This window comes from Acinetobacter sp. 1424608 (assembly GCF_000588255.1).
In the GTDB taxonomy this organism is placed as follows: Bacteria; Pseudomonadota; Gammaproteobacteria; order Pseudomonadales; family Moraxellaceae; genus Acinetobacter; species Acinetobacter nosocomialis.
In genome coordinates, this window is the sequence record NZ_JFXL01000007.1 from 69,964 (window position 1) to 91,457 (window position 21,494).

Annotated in this window: 20 protein-coding genes; 10 read left to right on the forward strand and 10 right to left on the reverse strand. The window is 38.5% G+C overall.

Annotated elements, in window-relative coordinates; translation table 11 throughout:
- Positions 1-43: 43 nt before the first annotated feature.
- Both katE and J678_RS13005 read right to left on the reverse strand, forming a co-directional pair.
- Positions 44-2,188, reverse strand: coding sequence for a catalase HPII (gene katE, locus J678_RS13000; protein WP_079378179.1), 2,145 nt, complete (start codon positions 2,186-2,188; stop codon positions 44-46).
- A gap of 52 nt (positions 2,189-2,240) precedes the next feature.
- A complete protein-coding gene (locus J678_RS13005) occupies positions 2,241-3,650 on the reverse strand; it encodes an iron-containing redox enzyme family protein (protein ID WP_032027344.1) in 1,410 nt (469 codons plus the stop codon).
- Between the two features lie 315 nt (positions 3,651-3,965).
- On the opposite strand from J678_RS13005, the gene J678_RS13010 reads away from it, so the two are divergent.
- From J678_RS13010 to surA1, 3 genes are all read left to right on the forward strand, one after another.
- On the forward strand, positions 3,966-4,445 hold the full coding sequence (locus tag J678_RS13010; protein WP_004709389.1) for a CinA family protein: 480 nt from the start codon (positions 3,966-3,968) through the stop codon (positions 4,443-4,445).
- 275 nt (positions 4,446-4,720) lie between these two features.
- On the forward strand, positions 4,721-4,942 hold the full coding sequence (locus J678_RS13015; RefSeq protein WP_000108365.1) for a hypothetical protein: 222 nt from the start codon (positions 4,721-4,723) through the stop codon (positions 4,940-4,942).
- A gap of 105 nt (positions 4,943-5,047) precedes the next feature.
- On the forward strand, positions 5,048-5,365 hold the full coding sequence (surA1, locus tag J678_RS13020; protein WP_002048358.1) for a surface antigen protein 1: 318 nt from the start codon (positions 5,048-5,050) through the stop codon (positions 5,363-5,365).
- Positions 5,366-5,434: 69 nt separating this feature from the next.
- Here the strand turns inward: surA1 and J678_RS13025 are convergent, their stop codons facing one another.
- The 3 genes from J678_RS13025 to J678_RS23675 all read right to left on the reverse strand — a co-directional run bounded on the left by J678_RS13025 (position 5,435) and on the right by J678_RS23675 (position 6,585).
- The gene (locus J678_RS13025) at positions 5,435-5,656 is read right to left on the reverse strand and encodes a hypothetical protein (RefSeq protein WP_002048363.1); all 222 of its coding nucleotides are present in this window, start codon (positions 5,654-5,656) and stop codon (positions 5,435-5,437) included.
- A gap of 86 nt (positions 5,657-5,742) precedes the next feature.
- Positions 5,743-6,171: a hypothetical protein gene (locus tag J678_RS13030; RefSeq protein WP_031950626.1), complete on the reverse strand. Its 429-nt coding sequence runs from the start codon at positions 6,169-6,171 to the stop codon at positions 5,743-5,745.
- A gap of 270 nt (positions 6,172-6,441) precedes the next feature.
- Positions 6,442-6,585: a hypothetical protein gene (locus J678_RS23675; RefSeq protein ID WP_004887681.1), complete on the reverse strand. Its 144-nt coding sequence runs from the start codon at positions 6,583-6,585 to the stop codon at positions 6,442-6,444.
- A 963-nt stretch (positions 6,586-7,548) separates the two neighbouring features.
- Here J678_RS23675 and J678_RS13040 point away from each other — a divergent pair.
- A complete protein-coding gene (locus J678_RS13040) occupies positions 7,549-7,839 on the forward strand; it encodes a hypothetical protein (protein ID WP_004709395.1) in 291 nt (96 codons plus the stop codon).
- A 1-nt stretch (position 7,840) separates the two neighbouring features.
- Here the strand turns inward: J678_RS13040 and J678_RS13045 are convergent, their stop codons facing one another.
- Complete coding sequence (locus tag J678_RS13045) at positions 7,841-8,746, reverse strand: LysR family transcriptional regulator (RefSeq protein ID WP_002048352.1); 906 nt, start codon at positions 8,744-8,746, stop codon at positions 7,841-7,843.
- A gap of 111 nt (positions 8,747-8,857) precedes the next feature.
- Between J678_RS13045 and J678_RS13050 the strand changes: the two genes are divergently transcribed.
- On the forward strand, positions 8,858-10,096 hold the full coding sequence (locus J678_RS13050; protein ID WP_017392957.1) for an SGNH/GDSL hydrolase family protein: 1,239 nt from the start codon (positions 8,858-8,860) through the stop codon (positions 10,094-10,096).
- A 45-nt stretch (positions 10,097-10,141) separates the two neighbouring features.
- Here J678_RS13050 and J678_RS13055 read toward each other — a convergent pair whose 3' ends face one another.
- The 4 genes from J678_RS13055 to J678_RS13070 all read right to left on the reverse strand — a co-directional run bounded on the left by J678_RS13055 (position 10,142) and on the right by J678_RS13070 (position 14,834).
- Complete coding sequence (locus tag J678_RS13055) at positions 10,142-11,425, reverse strand: DcaP family trimeric outer membrane transporter (protein ID WP_079378141.1); 1,284 nt, start codon at positions 11,423-11,425, stop codon at positions 10,142-10,144.
- A gap of 243 nt (positions 11,426-11,668) precedes the next feature.
- The gene (locus J678_RS13060) at positions 11,669-12,340 is read right to left on the reverse strand and encodes a class I SAM-dependent methyltransferase (RefSeq protein WP_004709403.1); all 672 of its coding nucleotides are present in this window, start codon (positions 12,338-12,340) and stop codon (positions 11,669-11,671) included.
- 71 nt (positions 12,341-12,411) lie between these two features.
- A complete protein-coding gene (locus J678_RS13065) occupies positions 12,412-14,106 on the reverse strand; it encodes an AMP-binding protein (protein WP_017392959.1) in 1,695 nt (564 codons plus the stop codon).
- Positions 14,107-14,216: 110 nt separating this feature from the next.
- Positions 14,217-14,834 (reverse strand): TetR/AcrR family transcriptional regulator, encoded by a 618-nt coding sequence (locus J678_RS13070; RefSeq protein WP_000120687.1) that lies wholly within the window; start codon positions 14,832-14,834, stop codon positions 14,217-14,219.
- A gap of 144 nt (positions 14,835-14,978) precedes the next feature.
- Here J678_RS13070 and J678_RS13075 point away from each other — a divergent pair, with 144 nt between their 5' ends.
- From J678_RS13075 to J678_RS13095, 5 genes are read left to right on the forward strand one after another with little or no spacing between them, the layout of a single operon-like run.
- The gene (locus J678_RS13075; protein WP_017392960.1) at positions 14,979-16,151 is read left to right on the forward strand and encodes an isovaleryl-CoA dehydrogenase; all 1,173 of its coding nucleotides are present in this window, start codon (positions 14,979-14,981) and stop codon (positions 16,149-16,151) included.
- A 24-nt stretch (positions 16,152-16,175) separates the two neighbouring features.
- Positions 16,176-17,777 carry a carboxyl transferase domain-containing protein gene (locus tag J678_RS13080; RefSeq protein WP_001072769.1) on the forward strand — a complete coding sequence of 534 codons (1,602 nt, stop codon included), beginning with the start codon at positions 16,176-16,178 and terminating at the stop codon, positions 17,775-17,777.
- Between the two features lie 9 nt (positions 17,778-17,786).
- Positions 17,787-18,590 carry an enoyl-CoA hydratase/isomerase family protein gene (locus J678_RS13085; protein WP_017392961.1) on the forward strand — a complete coding sequence of 268 codons (804 nt, stop codon included), beginning with the start codon at positions 17,787-17,789 and terminating at the stop codon, positions 18,588-18,590.
- Positions 18,591-18,601: 11 nt separating this feature from the next.
- Entirely contained in the window at positions 18,602-20,593 is a 1,992-nt protein-coding gene (locus J678_RS13090; RefSeq protein ID WP_017392962.1) for an acetyl/propionyl/methylcrotonyl-CoA carboxylase subunit alpha, read from the forward strand.
- Positions 20,590-21,492: a hydroxymethylglutaryl-CoA lyase gene (locus J678_RS13095; protein ID WP_017392963.1), complete on the forward strand. Its 903-nt coding sequence runs from the start codon at positions 20,590-20,592 to the stop codon at positions 21,490-21,492. Before J678_RS13090 ends, J678_RS13095 begins: the two co-directional genes overlap by 4 nt.
- Positions 21,493-21,494 lie beyond the last annotated feature (2 nt).

The following is a 21,494-nucleotide window of genomic DNA, read 5'->3' on the forward strand; positions in this document are numbered from 1 at the left end:
TTAGAAAAAGCCCTGAAAGCTTCAACTTTCAGGGCTTTTTTATTTAAGCCGGTACGTGTGCGGCTATTTGTTCTCGTGACCAAACACGATGAGTTTTAATCAGATTTTTAAATTTTTCTGCAATATGCTGGAACTCATCCTCAACCAAAGTTCCTTCATCTGCAACTAAACCGAGTGGTTCAAGCAAATCAGATTTATTGCCTAAAAATGCAATTGGTTTTAAATGCTTATAAGCTTCTAGTACATAATGGCGCGCTACACCATCTTGCATCACTGCATTTAAATTATCGCCATCTGGAACAATTACAGCATCATAAGCAATTGAAGGTTCAGCCATTTGCATACCATCAGCTACAATAATATTGTCTTTATGGTCTTTTACTGGAGCCAAGCTCGGCGCTAGTAAATGAACAACTACACCTTCTTTAATTGCCCAATTTTTAATTGCTTCAAGTGTATCTGACTTCACAAGATTATGAATAAGCACAGCGACTTTTCTACCTTGAATGTCTTCAGGAGGGAAAGCTAAAAAAGACAACTTGGCAGATTTTTCAATTGCTGTTTTCTTATAATCTAAGGTTAAATCCGGCACTTCAATACCTAAATTCGCACCGACTTGACGTGCCAGATCGAGGTCGATATTTGCCAAAATTTGTTGAACTTGGCGCTCACGAATATGTTTTCTTTGAACTTTACTTAACTCAAAAGTATAGGCATCGACCACATGTTTTTGCTCATGCGGCGCAAGGCTTTTGTAATAAAGTCGAGGCTGTGAGAAATAATCAGAGAATGTCTCACTTCTTTGACGAAGTTTATGTCCACTAATTTTTTCAGGATAACTTTCAAAACCACCATTTGATGCTGCTGGCGGTGTCTCAACTGGCCAATTTCCATCGATCGAGTTTGGTTGATATGAAGCTTGACCTTTATGAATGGTATGTTGATGAATGCCATCACGTTGATTGTTATGGAATGGACACACAGGTTTGTTAATCGGAATTTGGTGGAAGTTTGGTCCACCTAAACGGCTTAACTGGGTATCTGTATATGAAAATAGACGCGCTTGTAAAAGTGGGTCATCTGTAAAATCAATACCAGGCACTACATGACCCGGACAGAAAGCCACCTGCTCTGTTTCAGCAAAGAAGTTATCTACATTTCTGTTTAAAACAAATCGACCAATTGGCGTAACAGGGACTAATTCTTCAGGAATAATTTTTGTTGGATCAAGCAAATCGAAGTCAAAGTTCATTTCATCTTCTTCTTCGACAATCTGCACGCCGAGTTCCCATTCTGGATAAAAACCTTGCTCAATCGCTTCATAAAGATCACGACGGTGGAAATCTGGGTCTTTACCAGCAAGTTTTTGAGCTTCGTCCCATACCAGCGCACTTAAACCTTGTTTTGGTGTCCAGTGAAATTTCACAAAGTGTGATTTACCTTCGGCATTAATTAAACGGAAGGTATGCACACCAAACCCTTGAATTGAACGTAAATTACGTGGAATCGCACGGTCTGACATTGCCCAAATTACCGCATGTGCAGATTCAGGTACTAAAGACACAAAATCCCAGAAAGTATCATGTGCAGTTGCACCAGTCGGGATTTCTGTATCTGGTTCAGGTTTTACTGCATGGACAAAGTCCGGAAACTTAATACCGTCTTGCACAAAAAAGACTGGGGCGTTATTACCAACTAAGTCGAAATTACCTTCTTGGGTATAAAACTTAATTGCAAAACCGCGAATATCACGGACAGTGTCGGCTGAACCACGCGGCCCTTGCACTGTTGAAAAGCGTACAAAAATTGGAGTTTGAATGGTTGGGTCTGTTAAGAACCCAGCTTTGGTCAAACGTTCATTTCCTTCATAAGCCTGAAAATAACCATGCGCCCCTACACCACGAGCATGCACAATACGCTCAGGTATACGCTCATGGTCAAAGTGGGTGATTTTTTCTCTTAAGATAAAATCTTCCAACAAGGTCGAACCACGAATACCCGCTCTTAAGCTATTTTGGTTATCAGCTATTTTAACACCTTGATTTGTGGTTAATGCCTCATTGGTTGCATCATCTCTTACTGTGTCTAACTGTTCAGTTTTCTGGGTAGTATTGGCTTTATTTGCTGCATCGGCGCCAGCCATTTCACTTGTTTTATTAGTTAATTTAGTTTTGTCGTTCATGTCCATTACCTATGTTTTGAAAGTTAAACTTGGGTTGAAGTTGAAAACGTTTATCAAACTAGTTTTTAAACGTCCCTAAATAAGGAAAAAGAAGTTCTACGTATTTACGAGTACTCCAAAGACCAATACTTTTATGATGAGAATCAGGGGCTAGAAACGGAGTAAGTTTGCATATTTTTATTGCAAGATCGCTTGATTGCAGCACGCGCTCTTGCAGTGCATCAAGCTCACCATCAGAGATATAGCTAAACAGATAATCTTGAATACGCTGGCTATTCTTTAGTTCTCTGCTGTACGCCAAGAAGTTAGAAGAATGATCACTACCAGCGATCCAGTCATGAATAATTTGACGCTCTACAGGGTTAAATACCCCAAACATTTTTCCATTTTCTTCATTAATCATCCGCCAGAACACGCTCTGTTCAGGGTCGGTATTAAACTTAATCCATTTCTGTTCAGTTAAATGATTGATCAATCCTGCAATATCATCGGGGTTTGATAACCATTGATTAATAGTTTTGCAGCCAAACTGTCTGGTTTCGTTATGAATTAACTGACCGACAAGTGCTTTTCTTTTCAAAATTTTATGAACAAAGTCTTCAAGACTTAAATTCTTTATAATATTTGAAGAAGATTCACCACGGTTATTCAAGGCAAAACCTTGTTTTAACTTGGTAAAGAAGAGCTCTTTATCCCTGTATTTATTGTAAATATCTTCAATAACCTTAATCGCTTTATAAGCATGACCATTGTCAATATTGTCGATAGTAATGTGTAAATTAAAGTATTTAGAATCGATACCTAATTCAGCAAGCTCATAATTTGAAATTAAAAGATGCAGAGGAAGCTGCTCATAACCTAAGTTAAAACCAACAATTTCTGGAATAAACTCAGGCGGTGCATACCCTAGTGCAAGCTGTACTACGGCTTGATGGGAATAATCATCTTCTAAAAGCAGGTCGAAACTGTCGAGTCCAAGACTACGTAAAAGATCATCATAGATACACACATGATTCGCTTTCGGTTCACCTAATCCAAGCTCTTCTAGATAAGTAATAATAAGTTCATGAAAGACAGGATCATTCCAGTAATGTACAGAGCTATATAGCCAAGCACCATCTACTTTTTTGGTCGGAGATACCTTTATTAAAAACTCAAACGCCTGAGCAACATTCTGAAAATACTCTCTACCATGACCATCTTGTCTACGATTTAAATATGCCTGAAATTCCTGACAATTTTTTTTATTATCGTTTTCACACCATTCTTTAATCGAATCGATACTTGAAGGAAAATCTATTTCCGTCATCTCTAGTTTATCTATTTCTTTAATAAGAAAATCTCTTGCCTTTTTCTCTTTCTCAAAACTTGAAACATCAGGGTCAAGAAAAAAAACAAACAATTCATAATAATTTTGTTGATTATCTTGTAATAAGTCTAATAATCTTTTTTTCACTACAACAGGCATTTTCATTCTCCGTTTGTGAGATATCAATTACCATACGTCACCCTAACTATAATCAAGTTTTAACTTTGTTATTTTGCGTTATTAAAAATTAAGATCAAACCTAAAAATTAAAATATTTCAATAACATAGTTACTAACGCAAAATTACATTTAAACTTTTAGAATTATTTAAGCTGCTGTTTTTATATAAAATTTGCAAAACTTAATCTAAACTTACATTAGTTTCACCATCAAAATTATAAACATTAAAAAAATAACAAAGCAAATAGTTATATATTTTTATAACATTTTAAAAACAATTTAAGGGAGAATTAAAATGTTTAATTCATGTTGTAAATTATTAGCTAAGGAAAAAATTAAAATTGCTTTTTTTGAAAGTGCTTCTGCCGGCTATCTGGCTTACCGCTTCTCTTTGAGCCCTTATTCGGGGGATATATTGATTGGAAGCCTTGTGAGTTATGATCTTCGTGTCAAAGAAAATACCCTACATATTTCAGAAGAACTTATTGAAAAATATACAGCAGAATCAATGCAAGTAACTGTTGAAATGATTAATAAAGGAAAAGAACTTTTACATGCAGATATGTATGTTGCATGTACGGGTCTACTCAAAAAAGGGGGTTCCGAAACACAAGAAAAACCAGTAGGAACGTTCTTTTATTCAATATATTATCAAAATAATTTTTATAATTTTAGGCGTGTATTAAAAGGACCAGCTTTTTTAAAGCTTAGAAAGTTGACTTACTACATTACTCAAGATATAAAATTTATTATATTAGATAAAAAAACACCTTAACCTATATAAAAGATAACAAATATACATTTAGACATATTTATTATCTTTTTTAAATGTTGTGTACTGAAATGTAATTTATTAAACATTCATATTAATAATGTTTATTCTAAAAAATTACTTATATTAAAAATCAGCAATTTATTCAAATTTTAAATTTACAGTTAAATATAGGGTAACACCCCTACCCTACACATTTAAAATCTACATGTTTTAATAAACCTATCTGAAGCTCTCAGATAAAACACATCGTCATAATTGATATGAGGTATTAAAAAATGAGCACTACTAATAATCAAGCAAATCAACGTAATAATCAGCAGCAACAACAACAGCAAAATGACAACCGTAATCAACAGCAACACGGTAACCAACAGCAAAACGATCAACAGCAACAAAATAATCAGCAGCAACAGCAAAATGATAACCGCGGCCAACAACAAGGATCTAACCAAAAAGATTCTGGCCAACAAAACTCAAATAACAACCAACAACGCTAATCGTTTTTAGTTGTTCTTTGATGCGGTCAATCATTTAGGAAGGTGAAAGCACCTTCCTAAATCAAAATATAAACATAAAATTCAATAAAATATGAGGGAATTCTGATGACAGATCAAAATACAGATCATGCTCAACTGGTAGCTGGCGATCATAACTATTCTGACTCTCGCTGGCGCGAAAGCTATCTTACTCGTCCTTATTATCAAGAAGCGCAATTAACTACACCAGATCTAGATTATGATCGTGATTTTTCTGCAGCTTATGAACTTGGTCATCGGGCTCGTTCTGAATCTAAAGAAGGAACTCAGTTTGAAGATATGGAAGGTAGCTTAAAGCAAAAATGGGAAGAGCTAAAAGCCGAGTCCCGCCTTAAATGGGAACACGCTAAACAAGCGATTAAAGATGCATGGGATGATATGTAACATTCTCAAGTGGTCCAAAGCTATAAGCTTATTTCCTATTGGCCCTGGGAAATAGGCTTTTTTATTGTTTTAAAAATATGGTGGCATATTAAAATTATGATTAAGGTACTGATTTGCTAAATTTGGATCATCAAAAACTTCTTTCTTAAATTGTACGCTCACGGTTGTAGTGAGTACATGAGTCGGCTTAATAGTCACTTCCACTACATATTTATTTTGCTCGTGCTTAGCTTTTACGCCATAAATTTCAGAATCATTAATGCAAGTTCCATCTGTAAAATATACAAACATACGTACTACCTTAAATATCACTAAACATAAAGGTTCTATCAAACATAAAGCCTGACTCAGTTAATCTGGTCAGGCTTTCCTCAAAATCAACTTTGATTTTTTTTAAAATATTCAATTATTTCTTCCCCATTATTTACAGGCTTTTTCTGCGAGGGGTAAGTTTCTTCGTAGGCATAGGCGGGGAAAGTAATTTTAGCTCGAATTGGGGGTAATTTCTCTTGGCCCCCTGTAGTAATTCGCTCAATAAAACCAGCAAGCCAAAGTACAAATTCTTGAGTATTCTTACTTTTAGGAATAAGACTTAAATCCAATTTAATTTTTGACTCTTGCAAGGGCTTAATAAGTATTTCGGCAAAATCAATATAATTATATAAAAGCTTTAACTTTGTCCCCTTTATTTCTTGTCTGAGTTCGATCATCAAGTTGTTAAGATCTTCCATCGGATCATCTGTAAAACCTTTTTTTTCTTTAACATTTTGATATATTTTCTCAGCTATTTTTAAATATTGGGGCATATCCTTACCTTTATAGTTCATTATTACTAAAATGAATTTTGGATGAATATAAGTAAGCTATTGTGTTTGTTTTATTAACTTTTTGAAAAGATATATTCATTTTACAACAATTCAGTAACACTAAAAATTCTAGTCATTTAAACAACATAAATTATTGATTTATATTTTATTTTAAAATATTTGATTACTTGTTAAGTTATATTCTTTAGATAAAATAACGATAAAAAAAGCCCACTTATAAAGTAGGCTTTTTTAGTAAAAACTAATTTATTACGAGTTTTTATTCATATCATGAGAGGTCGCTGGATCACTTGCTCCATGCATGCCATCATTTCTTGAATTACGGTCTTGGCAAGCACTCATGCCCATAGCAATTGCCAGCACCATACTTACTGCACAAAATATTCTTACCATTTAAATCACCTTTATAAATATTAAAATGTAGGTTTATGAATAACATTATCTTATGTTGGCCTACCGCAGTGGTTCTCTTAACTTTTGTAGATTATGCAAGCTTTTGTAAAAACCCAAAAATATGATTAATAAAATTACATTTCTTGCAATTGAAATTTTGGTGATTTTTTGGCATGCAGTGTTTATACTACATCGTCTAGGTTATAAAAATCGAATTATTAAATAGTTTAGCCAAACGATACATCTAATTAACGACATTGACATACTATACAAATAAACAATTAATAAATATTTGATATATAAGATTAAAAAACAACTCCAAAGGTGAAATAAAAAACAGTTATATACACATTATATTTTTTAATTTTTCTATTTTCTAAATAAAAACAGGCAAATATTTATATCAAATTATATAAATCAATCTTTTATTTTTGCAATTGACCCACCCCAATGCTCAGCTTATGATGCTCGCGCTGACCAATTTTGTCAGTCGGTTTTAGCAGACCGTCTACCTAAGTGCACTAAAAAACACGTTTTTTGGTGTGATGCCCCTCGTGCCTTTGATGGAGGAACGAGAGTGGGACACCTTCGGGTGTGCTGGTTTCTTAGGTATCAGTCTGCTAACCCTCTTTCGTTTCGCCACCATAATGATTAGCAATGAGTGGGCATAACTTCTTTTAATCAAGGAGTCACTCATGACTATTATTCTATATTTTTTACGTACTTTTATTGATTTTACTTACATTCGGCATTTTTTATTTGTTCAAGCATTTTTAGAGATCGTACCCATTTCTCAAAAATAAAAACTTTCTATAGAGTTCAAAAATCGTTTACTTAAATCTTTTTTCTACCCTTTTTATATAAGTTTGGGTTAAAAGTTTTAAGTATTCAAATACCATATAAAGATTAGAACTTCTATCAACATCACTTAACGATAACAACAACCTATGCAGAGTAACAACAATGTTTTTTCTCTATCGTTTTGTTTTGGTGAGCCTTGTTACACTCAGTGTTTTAAATCTGATGGGCTGCAGACCCATGAGTAAAAATGAATTTAATACACGTTGTGTTGGGGCGGGACATGACCTTTCACAGTGTAATTGTATCTATAGCTCGTTAGAGCAGCACTATTCACCACAATTTGTAGAAAGCTTACCAAAAGTGAGCTTGCAGAATATTGATACTAAAATGAACTTTGTAGAAACAATGAATAAAACTATGCAACAGTGCCAATTTAGTGCAAGGAAACAATGAGTTACTGTATAGGAGCATGCTCTACCAAAAAATCTAAAAATGCGCGAACACGATTTGGAACATATTTATCATGACCAATCCAGACAGCATGGAATTCTTCACAAGCATGAATATTCCAGTCTTCAAGAATCTTGATGAGTTGCTTTTGCTGTATTGCTTTTTGAATTTGAAATTCATTCAGCTGAGCAATACCAACGCCTGCCAGTGCTAACTGTAAAATTGCTTCACCCTGATTTACTTTTAAAACTTTAGATGGCGTTAAGTTAATTTCCTGAGTTGCTTTTTTGAATAACCAGGTTTTGTTCTGGCGTTGATAACTTACATCTAAAAGCCGATGTGCATGTAGCTCATCCGGATGTTTGGGACAACCATACTTTTCAATATATGTAGGTGAACATACATAATATTTATGTGTACTCCCGAGTGAGCGAGCTACCAAATTGGAGCTTTTCAAAGGTCCTGTTCGAATCGCCACATCAATTCTTTGTTCAACTAAGTTAATTACTTCATCACTCAAATGAGCTTCTAATTCAATTTCCGGGTAGCGTTGATTAAACAAACTAATGCAAGGTAATAAAAAGTGAGTCCAATATGAAAAGCTGGTATGGATCCTAATTCGCCCTTGCGGTTTATGGTGAGCAGTAACAGATTGTTCAAGTTCATCTAAATTATTGAGTATTTGAAGGCCTTGCTCATAAAACTGACACCCTTCACTGGTAAGCTGAAACTGACGTGTTGAACGGTTCAATAACCTGACACCAAGTCTTTTTTCTAAACGGGAAATTAACTTACTGACCGCAGACGGCGTCATATCACATGCTCGTGCTACGGCTGAAAAACTTCCAAGCTCGACTACACGTATAAAAATTGCCAACTCGCCAGATCGATTAATATCAAAATAAGACATAACAAAATTTATTTATGAATTGTATTCACAAATCTTATTCCGCTTAGCCCGCTATAACAAGGCATCAATTTATTTCAAGATAACTTTAATTCGTTTCAAAGAGTTCACGAGATGAAACTTTCTCAAGCTACCCTATTTTCTCTGGTTTTATTTACGAGCGTTGTACAAGCAGAAGTACCAAAGAACCATTGGATTACCACTTGGTCTGCCAGCCCCCAAAAAGTCTGGAATAAAGATTTCGTTTTTCCGACACTCATTCCAGAGCAAATATCCAACCAAACAATTAGGCAGGTAAGCCAAATTAGTTTAGGTGGTGAAGCTGTTCGGCTTGTTTTTACCAATCAATATGGCGAGCAACCGCTTTATATTGATCAAACAACGATTGGTTTAGCGAACGCAGTAACTCCAAAATCTAAGAGCACCTATTCCGTTTATTTTTCTGGTCAACTTAAAGCAAAAATTTTACCTGGCAAACAACTAGTGAGTGATCCAATCAAGTTAGCTGTTCCCGATCATGCTCAATTGGTGGTGAATAGCTTTATTCAAAAGCCTACAACGTTTAAAACATTTCATTGGGATGCCAAACAAACCAGTTGGCTCATTAGTGGAAATCAGACAACAAATTTAAATGCGCCTACGAATGCAAAAACTACAACAGCACGATTATTACTGTCTGCAATCGAGGTAAAACCCAAAGAAAAAGCTCAGGTGGTTGCTGTTATTGGAGACTCAATTACCGATGGAGCGACTGCAACCTTAGATGCGAATACGAGATGGACCGATTTTTTGGCTAAGCGTTTATCTCCCCATCAAGTAGCGGTAATTAATAGCGGAATTTCAGGAAATCGATTGCTTACCGATGGTATGGGCGATAGTGTTTTAAAACGTTTAAACAATGAAATATTTCAATATACAGATGTTAAAACTTTAATCGTTTTAATTGGTATAAATGATATTTCATGGCCCGGCACAGCGTTTGCTCCTAAACAGCAAATACCTTCTTTTGAAGCCTTAACTAAAGGTTATCAACGTGTTGTAAATGAAGCTCACAAGCAAGGTATTCAGGTAATTGGTGCAACCTTACTTCCGTTTTCTGGTGCTTTACCCAATACCCCTTTAGATAATTACTATCAACCCAACAAAGATCAATTACGTCAGCGCATTAACCACTGGATAAGAACCAGCCATACATTTGATGGTGTACTTGATCTTGATGAAGGCTTAAAAGATCCAAAACATCCCAATCGATTAAATCCAATTTATGATTCTGGAGATCATTTACATCCTAATGATCGTGGTAATCAACATATGGCGGAATTGGTAGATTTAGATCAAATTACTAAAAATTAATGATTGCCCCATCAGGTGAACCTTTCATCTGATGGGAATAGCTATTTAGAAATCATAACTTGCTATCATGTTGAAGCGGTTATCCACCCCGTTTCGACCATCGAAAGTTTCTCGTTCGCCATATACATATTCAACACCTAAGGTAATTGGCTTGTATGGGTTATACATCGTATTTGCCCAGCCCTGCCAAAGCTGTTTGTTTTGAGTCGTACTATTATGCTGTAATTCGGCAAAACGGTTATCGTCTTTAGCTTTCATATAGCCATAAGCTAAAGTCGAGCGAATTTTTGGCGTGAATTGATGAGTTACTCCCAAAGACACCGTATCAAATTCATTGCTATGCATGTTGTTCTGCTCATCTATTGCATAGCCACTGTTGCTCCATAACAAGAAACGTCCATCGCCTTTGACATGGTAATAATCGGCTTTAAGTAAAGTATCGGGGGTAATCTGATATTTACCGCCTAGGCCTACGCCCCAAGCCCACTCACTATCATTATTAGTTCTTTTTTCAGCGACAAAACTACGCCCCGAAAGCATCGAACCATTAGCAAATTTATGATTTAAACGCCCGACTAAAGCGGGTAAACGCATTTTATTATCTGGATCTGTTGCAGCAGTATATTTCGGGTCTTCAACTGAAACTGCAAAACTTGTATTTGCCGTTAAATTATCGCTATAGCGAACCATTGGCGATCTAAGTAAAGCACTGCCTACAAATGTTCCTGCATCGATTGTTTCTGGGTAATATTCAGGGGCAATGAATGTCGACCATGTTTGACCAATCAACCATTTATCAAAAGTTAAATAAGCATGGCGTATACGGAACTGATCACGAGTAGCCGCCCCAAAAAAGTCCATTTCTAACTTTCCACCCACATCACCAGCAGTTGTTGGTGTTTTAAAATTCAATCCGAAACGAGTCACATAAACCGTACTGTGCAATTGGTCTTTTTGTGCAGATTCTTCTGGCGTATGTTCAAGTGGAACTCCACTAATATTGTTATACATCGTAGATGCACCCTTAATTTGGTAAGAAGCATCTGCTCGTATATAACCATATAAGTTAAATTCTGTACCCGATTTAGTTAATACTTGTTGTATGGATTGTGGAGCTTGAGTAGCCACAGGAGCAACTTGTTCTACTTTTTCTTGGCTTAAAGATTTTTGAGTTTGTATATCTGCCTGTAGCATTGCCCGTAATTCGTTTACTTCTTGGCGAAGTTGCTCTATTTCAGGGTTTACTTGACCAGCAAAAGCAGAAGGCATAAGTAGAGTCACAGAAACTGCCAACAAGTTTTTTTGAACCGTTGTATTTAAAACTTTCATCATGAAATTTTCCTTTAGACCTTTAAGTAGTCTTAAAAGTCTCGACATCCTTTTTGTTATGTACCTATCTAAAATAGATCCTTAAAAATTTGCCTTTCTTTCACAAGAAAGACCCTCCCTCATATTTTTTAGCCGTATCCTCCCTAACGCAGCAAAAGCAACTTTTTAATTTTTCATTTTTTATATTCTCTTCCACATTGAGAATATTCAGTTTTAACCCCTTATTTATATTCCCCAATAGTATTATTTTTTTGCAATAAACCCCTGATAAGTCAAAATTTGCGTATAAGGCTGTACACTTTCAAAGCCCGTCTTTTCCAAAAGTTTTATATATCCTTCAGTCGTTAAGCTAAAAAAGTCCTCCGCCATACGCTCCAACATTTTTTGACATTGTTCTTCTGTTAACCCTTGAGCCAAGCACAAATAACGCAATGCTTGAAGCTGCTGTGGATTTACACAAGTCATGAGGTCATAAGTAAGTAAAGGCGCCTTTTCTTTTAAGCGATCATAAATATCCTTAAAGAAGGTTGGTTTTATGTCATCTGCAATAAAATGCGCCACAAGAATAGACAATGCAGCATCGAAACATGGTTCCAAAGGCAGTGCTGAAGTATCACCATGTACAAAAGTGACTTGGGTAGATTTACCTAAAAGTTCAACCTGCTCCTGAGCTTTTTGCAGCATGGTTAAAGATGGATCGACTGCTGTAAATTGCCAGTTTGGATGTCTTTTAAGTAAATATTCGAGTTCATAACCCGTACCACAGCCCACAATTAAGACATGAGCATCTGGTGGCAACACCGACTGTAAAATGGCATCCACCTGTAGATGGATGACTTCATAACCCGGAATTAATTTACGAATATGCGCATCATATCCTTCAACTACTTTAGGGCTATTAAAGTCTTTTGCCATTTTGTTTTATCCTTTTTTAAACTACCTTTCGGTTTATCATTTTCTGCACTTTGAACGAGCTTTTAACTTATTTAGTCAAAGACATTGCCCGTTAAATTAAGTTCAGCTCGCATAATTTCCTGCAATTTAAACTTTTGCGCTTTGCCAGAAGCAGTCATTGGAAACTCATTAAAGAATCGGACATAGCGCGGCACTTTGTTATGAGAAATATGCTCTTTGCAAAATTGGCGAATGCTGTCTTCATCGACTTGGTGATGCTCATGCAAAATAATGCATGCACAAAGTTCTTCACCATATTTCGCATCTGGCAAGCCAATCACCTGTACATCGCTTACATCTGGATGGGTATATAAAAAGTCTTCAATCTCTTTTGGAAAGAGGTTTTCTCCTCCGCGAATCACGACATCTTTAATGCGGCCTTTAATTTTAATAAAACCGTCTTGATCCATCTCGGCAATATCACCCGTATGCATCCAACCAGCAGCATCTATCACTTCACGGGTCTTTTCTTCTTCACCCCAATAACCGGCCATCACTGAATAACCACGAACGCATAACTCACCTAATGTGCCTTGCGGAACAATTTGCCCTTCTAGATCGACAATTTTAATTTCAACATGCGGATGAACATGCCCAACTGTGCTTACCCGTTTATCGATTGAATCGTTTACCGAGCTTTGTACACTCACTGGCGAGGTTTCTGTCATGCCATAACAAATGGTAATTTCCGACATATGCATTCGGTCTATGACACGTTGCATAATTTCACGTGGACAAGGACTGCCTGCCATAATGCCTGTTCTTAAGCTCGACAGATCAAACTCATTAAACTGTTCATGCTCTAAAGTGGCAATAAACATGGTTGGTACGCCATAAGCTGCCGTACAACGTTCTTGATGAATCGCTTTTAAAGTTTCTAAAGGATTAAATACAGCCGATGGATAGACCATGGTTGCCCCATGCGTTACACACGCTAAATTCCCCATCACCATGCCAAAACAATGGAACAATGGCACAGAAATACAGACTTTATCTTGAGCAGTTAAACGGATGCCTTCACCGACAAAATAACCATTATTTAAAATATTATGGTGGGTTAACATGGTCCCTTTCGGGTTACCTGTTGTACCTGAGGTAAATTGAATATTAATGGTTTCATCAAACTGGAGCTGTCTGGCTAATTGTTTTAATTGTTCTAGCTGTTCAGAAGTTGGTGTGGTGACTAAATCACTAAAACGATAAATACCCGTATGTTGTTGGTCATCAATTTTAATGACAAATTTTAAATGCGGCAGTCGCTCTGAACTGAGCACTTTATCTTTACAGGTGGTTAACTCAGGGGCAATTTTTGTGAGTAATTCTTGGTAATCCGTCGTTTTAAATTGAGATGCAATAATCAATCCTTTGCACGAGACTTTATTCAACACATATTCAAGTTCATGACTTTTATAAGCTGTATTCAGGTTAACTAAGATAATCCCTGCTTTAAAAGCTGCAAATTGGGTTACCGTCCATTCCACACAGTTAGGTGACCAAATCGCTAATCGATCTCCTTTTTTTAATCCCAATTTTAAAAGGCTACACGCAAAAGCGTTTACTTCATCCTGTAAAGCTTTATAGGTTAATCGTCTGTTTTGATGAAAACTAACGATTGCTTCCTTTTCAGCATATTGCTGACAGGCCTGATCAAATTGTTCACCAATCGTCATACCCAATAAGGGTTGTGTACTTGGTCCCGAGGCGTAGCTTAACCGTTCTTGTTGCATTGAATCATTCTCCTTGATTCTTCTAATTCTCTTCTTACCTGATCTAATTGTTGTTACTGCAACTACTTTTCCAAACTACTTATTTTGTGTCGTTTTATCCTTTATATGCCCTATTTCTTTTGCACAGCATCTACACAAAAGTCAGCAATCTGTTTTGAAAAATAGTCTTTGTGCGCATGATCAAACTTTGTATTTTGAGCTGGGTCTAGAGGTTCAACGACCACATAGGTCATAGCACCGACTACACAAAGTGCTGCTGTGTTTAAATCATCCAAGACAAACTCACCACTTGCATTTCCATCCGCAAGTATTTTTTTAATACTTTGTTTAATCAATTGCTTCACACGAAAACGTTCATGTTCAACCGTGGAATCGACAGGTTCAAACATGAGTGAATACGCAAGCTGAGGACTATTCAGTGCCCGTTTTACAAAAGTTGCCACCGCCTTGTGTAATTTCTGCTTTGCCGATAAGTCACTTTCGGTAATCGAATCGATGACCAATAGCTCTGTATTAATGGCATCAGACAAAACTTCTATTAGCACTTGGCTTTTATTATCGAAGTAGCGATAAACCAGTCCACTAGATACACCTGCTTGCTCTGCAATTGTTTGTATTTGTGCGTCCTTAAATCCTCCTTCTGAAATTATTTTTCTAGCTGAATTCAAAATCGATTTACGATTTTGCTCCATCCGCTCTTGCATTAAAGATGATCGTTTATAGCTCATAATTTATTCTCTAACAAATAAAATGAATTGTAAATCATTTTATGAATCCGTATTCACTTTTTCAAAAAATCATTGTATGTTACTTATCAAATACCCACAAAATATTTTATGGACAACAAATATAACCAATAGGATGAAAATATCATGAACCTACGCAGCTTGAATTTCGGTCTAGATGAAACTTTAATTGCGCTTCAAGATTCGGTAGCCGCATTTTGTGCAAAGGAAATTGCACCAATTGCCCAACAAGTTGATCAAGACAACAAATTCCCTGCACATCTCTGGAAAAAATTCGGAGATATGGGCCTTTTAGGCATGACGGTTTCTGAAGAATATGGCGGTGCCAATATGGGTTATTTAGCTCATATTATTGCCATGCAAGAAATTTCTCGTGCTTCGGCAGCTATTGGCTTGTCATATGGTGCTCATTCTAATTTATGTGTAAACCAAATTAACCGTAACGGTAACGAGCAGCAAAAACAAAAGTATTTACCAAAATTAATTTCCGGTGAATATGTGGGTGCCCTTGCCATGTCTGAGCCAAATGCCGGCTCTGATGTGGTCAGCATGAAATTACGCGCCGAGCAAAAAGGTGATCACTTTGTTTTAAACGGTTCAAAAATGTGGATTACCAACGGCGGTGATGCAGATGTACTGGTCGTTTACGCTAAAACTGATCCACAAGCTGGCCCTAAAGGCATGACCGCATTCTTGATTGAAAAAGGTATGAAAGGCTTTAGTCACGGCAACCACTTAGATAAGCTCGGTATGCGTGGTTCTAATACTTACCCACTGTTCTTTGACAATGTAGAAGTTCCTACTGAAAACGTACTCGGTGGTGTGGGTAACGGGGTTAAAGTACTCATGAGTGGTTTGGATTATGAACGAGCAGTTTTAAGTGCCGGACCTTTAGGCATTATGGATGCTTGCTTAGATGTCGTTATTCCCTACTTACATCAGCGTGAACAGTTTGGTCAGGCTTTAGGTGAATTCCAGCTTATGCAAGGCAAACTTGCCGATATGTATTCAACATGGCTTGCATGTAAAGCTCTCGTTTATGCTGTTGGTGCTGCCTGCGACAAAGCGGATCATGACCGCAGCTTACGCAAAGATGCCGCAAGTGCCATTTTATATGCTGCCGAAAAAGCAACATGGATGGCTGGTGAAGCCATTCAGACTTTAGGTGGCAACGGTTATATCAATGAATTCCCTGCTGGCCGTTTATGGCGCGATGCCAAACTTTATGAAATTGGTGCGGGAACTTCTGAAATTCGCCGTATGTTGATTGGCCGCGAACTTTTCAATGAAACCAAATAATAATTATAAATAAGGACGCATCTTATGAACCAATTACAAAGCAAGATTAATGTTCGAAGCGAAGACTTCAAAACAAACCAGCAAGCCATGCAAACATTGGTCACAGATCTCAAACAAGTTGCCCAGCGTATTGCTTTAGGCGGTGGTGAAAATGCCCGTCAAAAACATTTGGCTCGAGGTAAACTTTTACCTCGTGAACGTATTGATCAACTGATTGATGTCGGCACGGCATTTTTAGAAATTGGTCAATTGGCAGCGTACAACGTTTATGAAGATGATGTTCCTGCTGCGGGTGTGATTGCAGGTATTGGTCAAGTCAACGGCGTAACTTGCATGATCGTTGCCAACGATGCAACGGTTAAGGGTGGAACATATTATCCCCTAACGGTTAAAAAGCATTTACGCGCACAAGAAATTGCTGAACAAAATCACTTGCCTTGTATTTATTTAGTAGATTCAGGCGGTGCTTATTTACCAATGCAAGATGAGGTTTTCCCAGACCGTGATCACTTTGGGCGTATTTTCTATAATCAGGCACGCATGTCGAGCCTAGGTATTGCCCAAATTGCTGTGGTAATGGGTAGCTGTACCGCAGGTGGTGCTTATGTGCCTGCCATGTCTGATGAAACCATTATTGTCCGCAATCAAGGTACGATTTTCTTAGGCGGCCCTCCTTTGGTAAAAGCTGCAACTGGCGAAGTGGTAAGCAGTGAAGATTTAGGCGGGGGCGATGTACACACACGTCTTTCAGGTGTAGCTGACCACTTAGCTGAAAATGATGAACACGCCATTGCGATTGCACGAAACATTGTTGCTAACTTAAATAAAAAGCCAAATGAGTTAAATAAGCAAATTGATGAACCATTATTTGATGCATCGGAACTCTATGGCGTGGTGCCAAGTGATGCGCGTAAACCTTTTGATGTACGTGAAGTGATTGCGCGTATTGTAGACGGCTCTCGTTTTGACGAGTTTAAAGCCCGCTTTGGCTCAACACTTGTAACGGGTTTCGCTTCTCTCTACGGCATGCCAGTCGGGATTATTGCCAATAACGGAATTTTATTTTCCGAGTCTGCTCAAAAAGGCGCGCACTTTATTGAGCTGTGCACACAGCGCAATATTCCTTTGTTATTTATACAAAACATTACTGGCTTTATGGTTGGTCGCCAGTATGAAAATGAAGGGATTGCCAAACACGGCGCTAAATTAGTGATGGCAGTTGCCACCGCAAATGTACCTAAACTCACCCTGATTATTGGTGGTTCGTTTGGTGCAGGTAACTATGGTATGTGCGGCCGCGCTTATTCACCACGCTTTTTATGGACATGGCCGAACTCTCGTATTTCAGTGATGGGCGGCGAACAAGCAGCCAGCGTACTTTCGACTTTAAAACGTGACCAGATTGAGCAAAAAGGTGCCGAGTGGTCAGCGCAAGAAGAAGACGAATTTAAACAACCCATTCGTGAACAATACGAGCGCCAAGGCCATCCATACTATGCGTCTGCCCGCCTTTGGGATGACGGTGTAATCGACCCAGCTCAAACCCGTCAGGTACTTGGTTTAAGCCTTGCTGCTGCCATGAACGCTCCAATCCAGCCAACCAAATTTGGCGTGTTCCGCATGTAAGAGGTGTATATGAGCTATCAATTTTTACAACTCGAACAACAAGGTCAGGTTGCCTATATTTGGCTGAACCGCCCTGAATTACACAATGCTTTTAATACGACAGTCATTGAAGAGCTGCATGCCTGCTTTAAGCAAATCAATACACGTGATGACATTCGTGTTGTGGTTTTAGCAGGTCGCGGCAAAAGCTTTTCAGCAGGTGCCGACCTCAACTGGATGAAACAGGCAGGTCAGGCATCTTCAGCAGAAAATGAAGCAGATGCATTAAAACTTGCGCAAATGCTTGATGCACTTGCAACACTTAAACAACCGACTATTGCCCGCGTGCATGGCATTGCCTTTGGCGGCGGTATGGGCTTAGCGTCGGCATGTGATATTTGCATTGCCAGCACTGATGCCAAGTTTGCAACCTCTGAAGTTCGTTTAGGTCTTGCTCCATCTACCATTAGTCCTTATGTGATTCGTGCGATTGGTGCAAGACAAGCTTCCCGTTACTTCTTAACTGCCGAACGGATTTCAGCACGTGAAGCCAAACAAATTGGCTTGGCCCACGAAGTAGCAGATGCCGAAGACTTAGATAAAAAAGTTCAAGAAATTATTGATGCTCTATTACTCGGTGGCCCGCACGCTCAAACGGCCTCCAAACAACTCATTCAAATGGTGAGCAACCAGACCATGAGCAATGACTTGCTGCAACAGACAGCACATCATATTGCTCAAGTTCGTCAAGGCAGTGAGGCAAAAGAAGGTCTGAGTGCCTTTTTACATAAACAGCAGCCTGCTTGGGTTTCTAACTCGAATAACAACAATTAAGGACGATCATCATGTTTGAAAAGATTTTAATTGCGAACCGTGGCGAGATCGCCTGCCGCGTAATTCGTACAGCTAAAAAATTAGGTATTAGAACGGTTGCCGTTTACTCAGATGCAGATGCAAATGCACAACACGTCAAACTTGCAGATGAAGCGGTTTATATTGGTCAGTCCCCTGCCACGCAAAGCTATTTACAGGTTGATCGAATTATTCAAGCTGCCATTGATACAGGTAGCCAAGCGGTTCACCCAGGTTACGGCTTCCTTTCTGAAAATGACCAGTTTGCACTCGCTTGCCAACAACACAACATTTGCTTTATTGGCCCGCCAGTGGATGCCATTTTAGCGATGGGCTTAAAAGCAACCTCGAAAGCTTTAATGGAAAAAGCAGGTGTCCCTTTAACGCCGGGCTATCACGGAACTAACCAAGATGCTGACTTTTTAAAGCAACAGGCAGACCGAATTGGCTATCCTGTTTTAATTAAAGCCAGTGCTGGCGGCGGTGGTAAAGGCATGAGTCTGGTTGAACGCAGTGAAGATTTTCTGCATGCCTTAGCCTCTTGTAAACGTGAAGCCAAATCGAGCTTTGGTAATGATGATGTCTTGATTGAGCGTTATGTGATTCAACCGCGCCACATTGAAGTGCAAGTGTTTGGCGATACACATGGCAACTACGTACATTTGTTTGAACGTGATTGTTCGGTACAACGCCGTCACCAAAAAGTGCTAGAAGAAGCCCCTGCTCCACAAATGCCAAGCGAAAAGCTCGAGGCAATGCGCCAAGCTGCAATTGATGCTGCACGCGCCGTAAATTATGTTGGTGCAGGTACGGTCGAGTTTATTGTAGAACAAGACGGTACGGCGTATTTCATGGAAATGAATACCCGTCTGCAAGTCGAACATCCTGTTACTGAAATGATTACAGGTGAAGACTTGGTCGAATGGCAACTTCGTGTGGCTTATGGTGAACCTTTGCCTAAACTACAAAACGAATTACGCATTCACGGACATGCGCTCGAAGCACGTATCTACGCTGAAGAACCTGAAAAAGGCTTTTTACCTGCAATCGGTAAAATTGACTATCTGCACTACCCAACGCAAAACCAATATGTGCGTGTAGATAGCGGTATTGTTGAAGGCGATGAAATCACGACCTATTACGACCCAATGATTGCCAAACTCATTGTATGGGGTAAAAACCGTGAAGCTGCGCTTATTCAAATGCAAAATGCTTTGAGCCAATTCCATGTCGATGGCTTAGGCAACAATATTGCTTTTCTTGAAAAGATTGTACGTAGCGAATCGTTTAAACAAGCTAAGCTTGATACCAACCTGATTCAGCGTGAACAAAACTTCTTGTTTAGCCCTGAAGAGATCAAACCTGAACTGGTAGTAGCAGCGGCATTTATTGAGTTTTTAAGCCAACTTAATAACAACAGCTCAAGCCAAAAACAGCTTTGGCAAGCTCAGCCACTTTGGCGTTTAAATATTGCTTATCAGCACAGTATTAAACTGAATTATTTAAACCAAAATATCCAAATCAAATTTGCCTCAAATGAAGATGGCTTCACCGCAGAATATAACGGTCAAAGCTACCCGATTTCTGGCCAATTGATTAATACGCATACTGCCTCTGTTCAAATTGGTGGAACTCAGCAAAAGCTGTCTTTTAACCAAAGTCAGCAAGGCATTACCTTGTTCCAAAATGGACAAAGCTATAAGTTTGCTTATATTCGCCAAGACTTTAATCAGGCAGATAGCCAAGCCGATGAAGGTCACTTAAAAGCTCCAATGCCGGGTGTGGTCACGCAAGTGCTAGTCAGTGCAAATCATAGCGTGAAGAAAGACGATATTTTAATGACGCTTGAAGCAATGAAAATGGAATATACCATCCGTGCTCCTAAAGACGGCGTGATTGTAGATTCCTACTTCCAAGTTGGTGATCAGGTCAAAGCTGGCGATGAGCTTGTGGAATTTCAACCTGCACAGGAGGAAGTTGCATGAGTGAATTTGTCAAAATCGTGGAGGTTGGTCCCAGAGACGGCCTCCAAAACGAAAAGCAGGCTTTAACTGTCGAACAGCGCTTAAATTTCATTAATGACCTAATCAGTGCGGGCTTAAAATCGATTGAAGTCGGTTCATGCGTTTCGGCAAAATGGGTGCCGCAAATGGCTCAAAGTGATGAGCTATTTAAGCTGTTACCCCAAACAACCGATGTGCAATTTAGCCTGCTCACTCCAAATATTAAAGGTTTTGAAACTGCTCAAGCCGTAGGATGCAAAGAGGTTGCGGTGTTTACCGCAGCTTCTGAAAGTTTTACCCGTAAAAATATTAACTGCTCAATCGAGGAAAGCTTTGAAAAATTTAGTGATGTCATGAGTGCGGCAAAAGCCCATAACATCCGTGTGCGAGGTTATGTCTCTTGTATAGTCGATTGCCCTTATGAAGGCGCAATTGCCCCTGAGCAAGTCGTAAAAGTGGTTAAACGACTCTATGACATGGGCTGCTATGAAGTGTCTTTAGGTGAAACCATTGGTACCGCAACACCAGATCGCGTCCAAAAGGTATGGCAAGCCTGCCTTGCTGAACTCGACAGCAAGGTTTTAGCCGGCCATTTCCACAACACCTATGGTATGGCAATTGCCAATATTTATCAGTCTTTACAACAAGGTATTCGCGTTTTTGACTCGTCTCTTGCAGGACTTGGGGGTTGCCCTTATGCCAAAGGCGCCTCAGGTAATGTATCGACCGAAGATTTGTTTTATTTACTATCCCACATGGGTTTTGAAACTGGCATTAATTTAGAAAAACTGATGCAAGCCAGCCAAAATATTAGCAATGTATTAAACCGAAAAAGCTTGTCGAATTATGCAAATGCTTACTGGCAAACCAAGTGTGCCTAGTC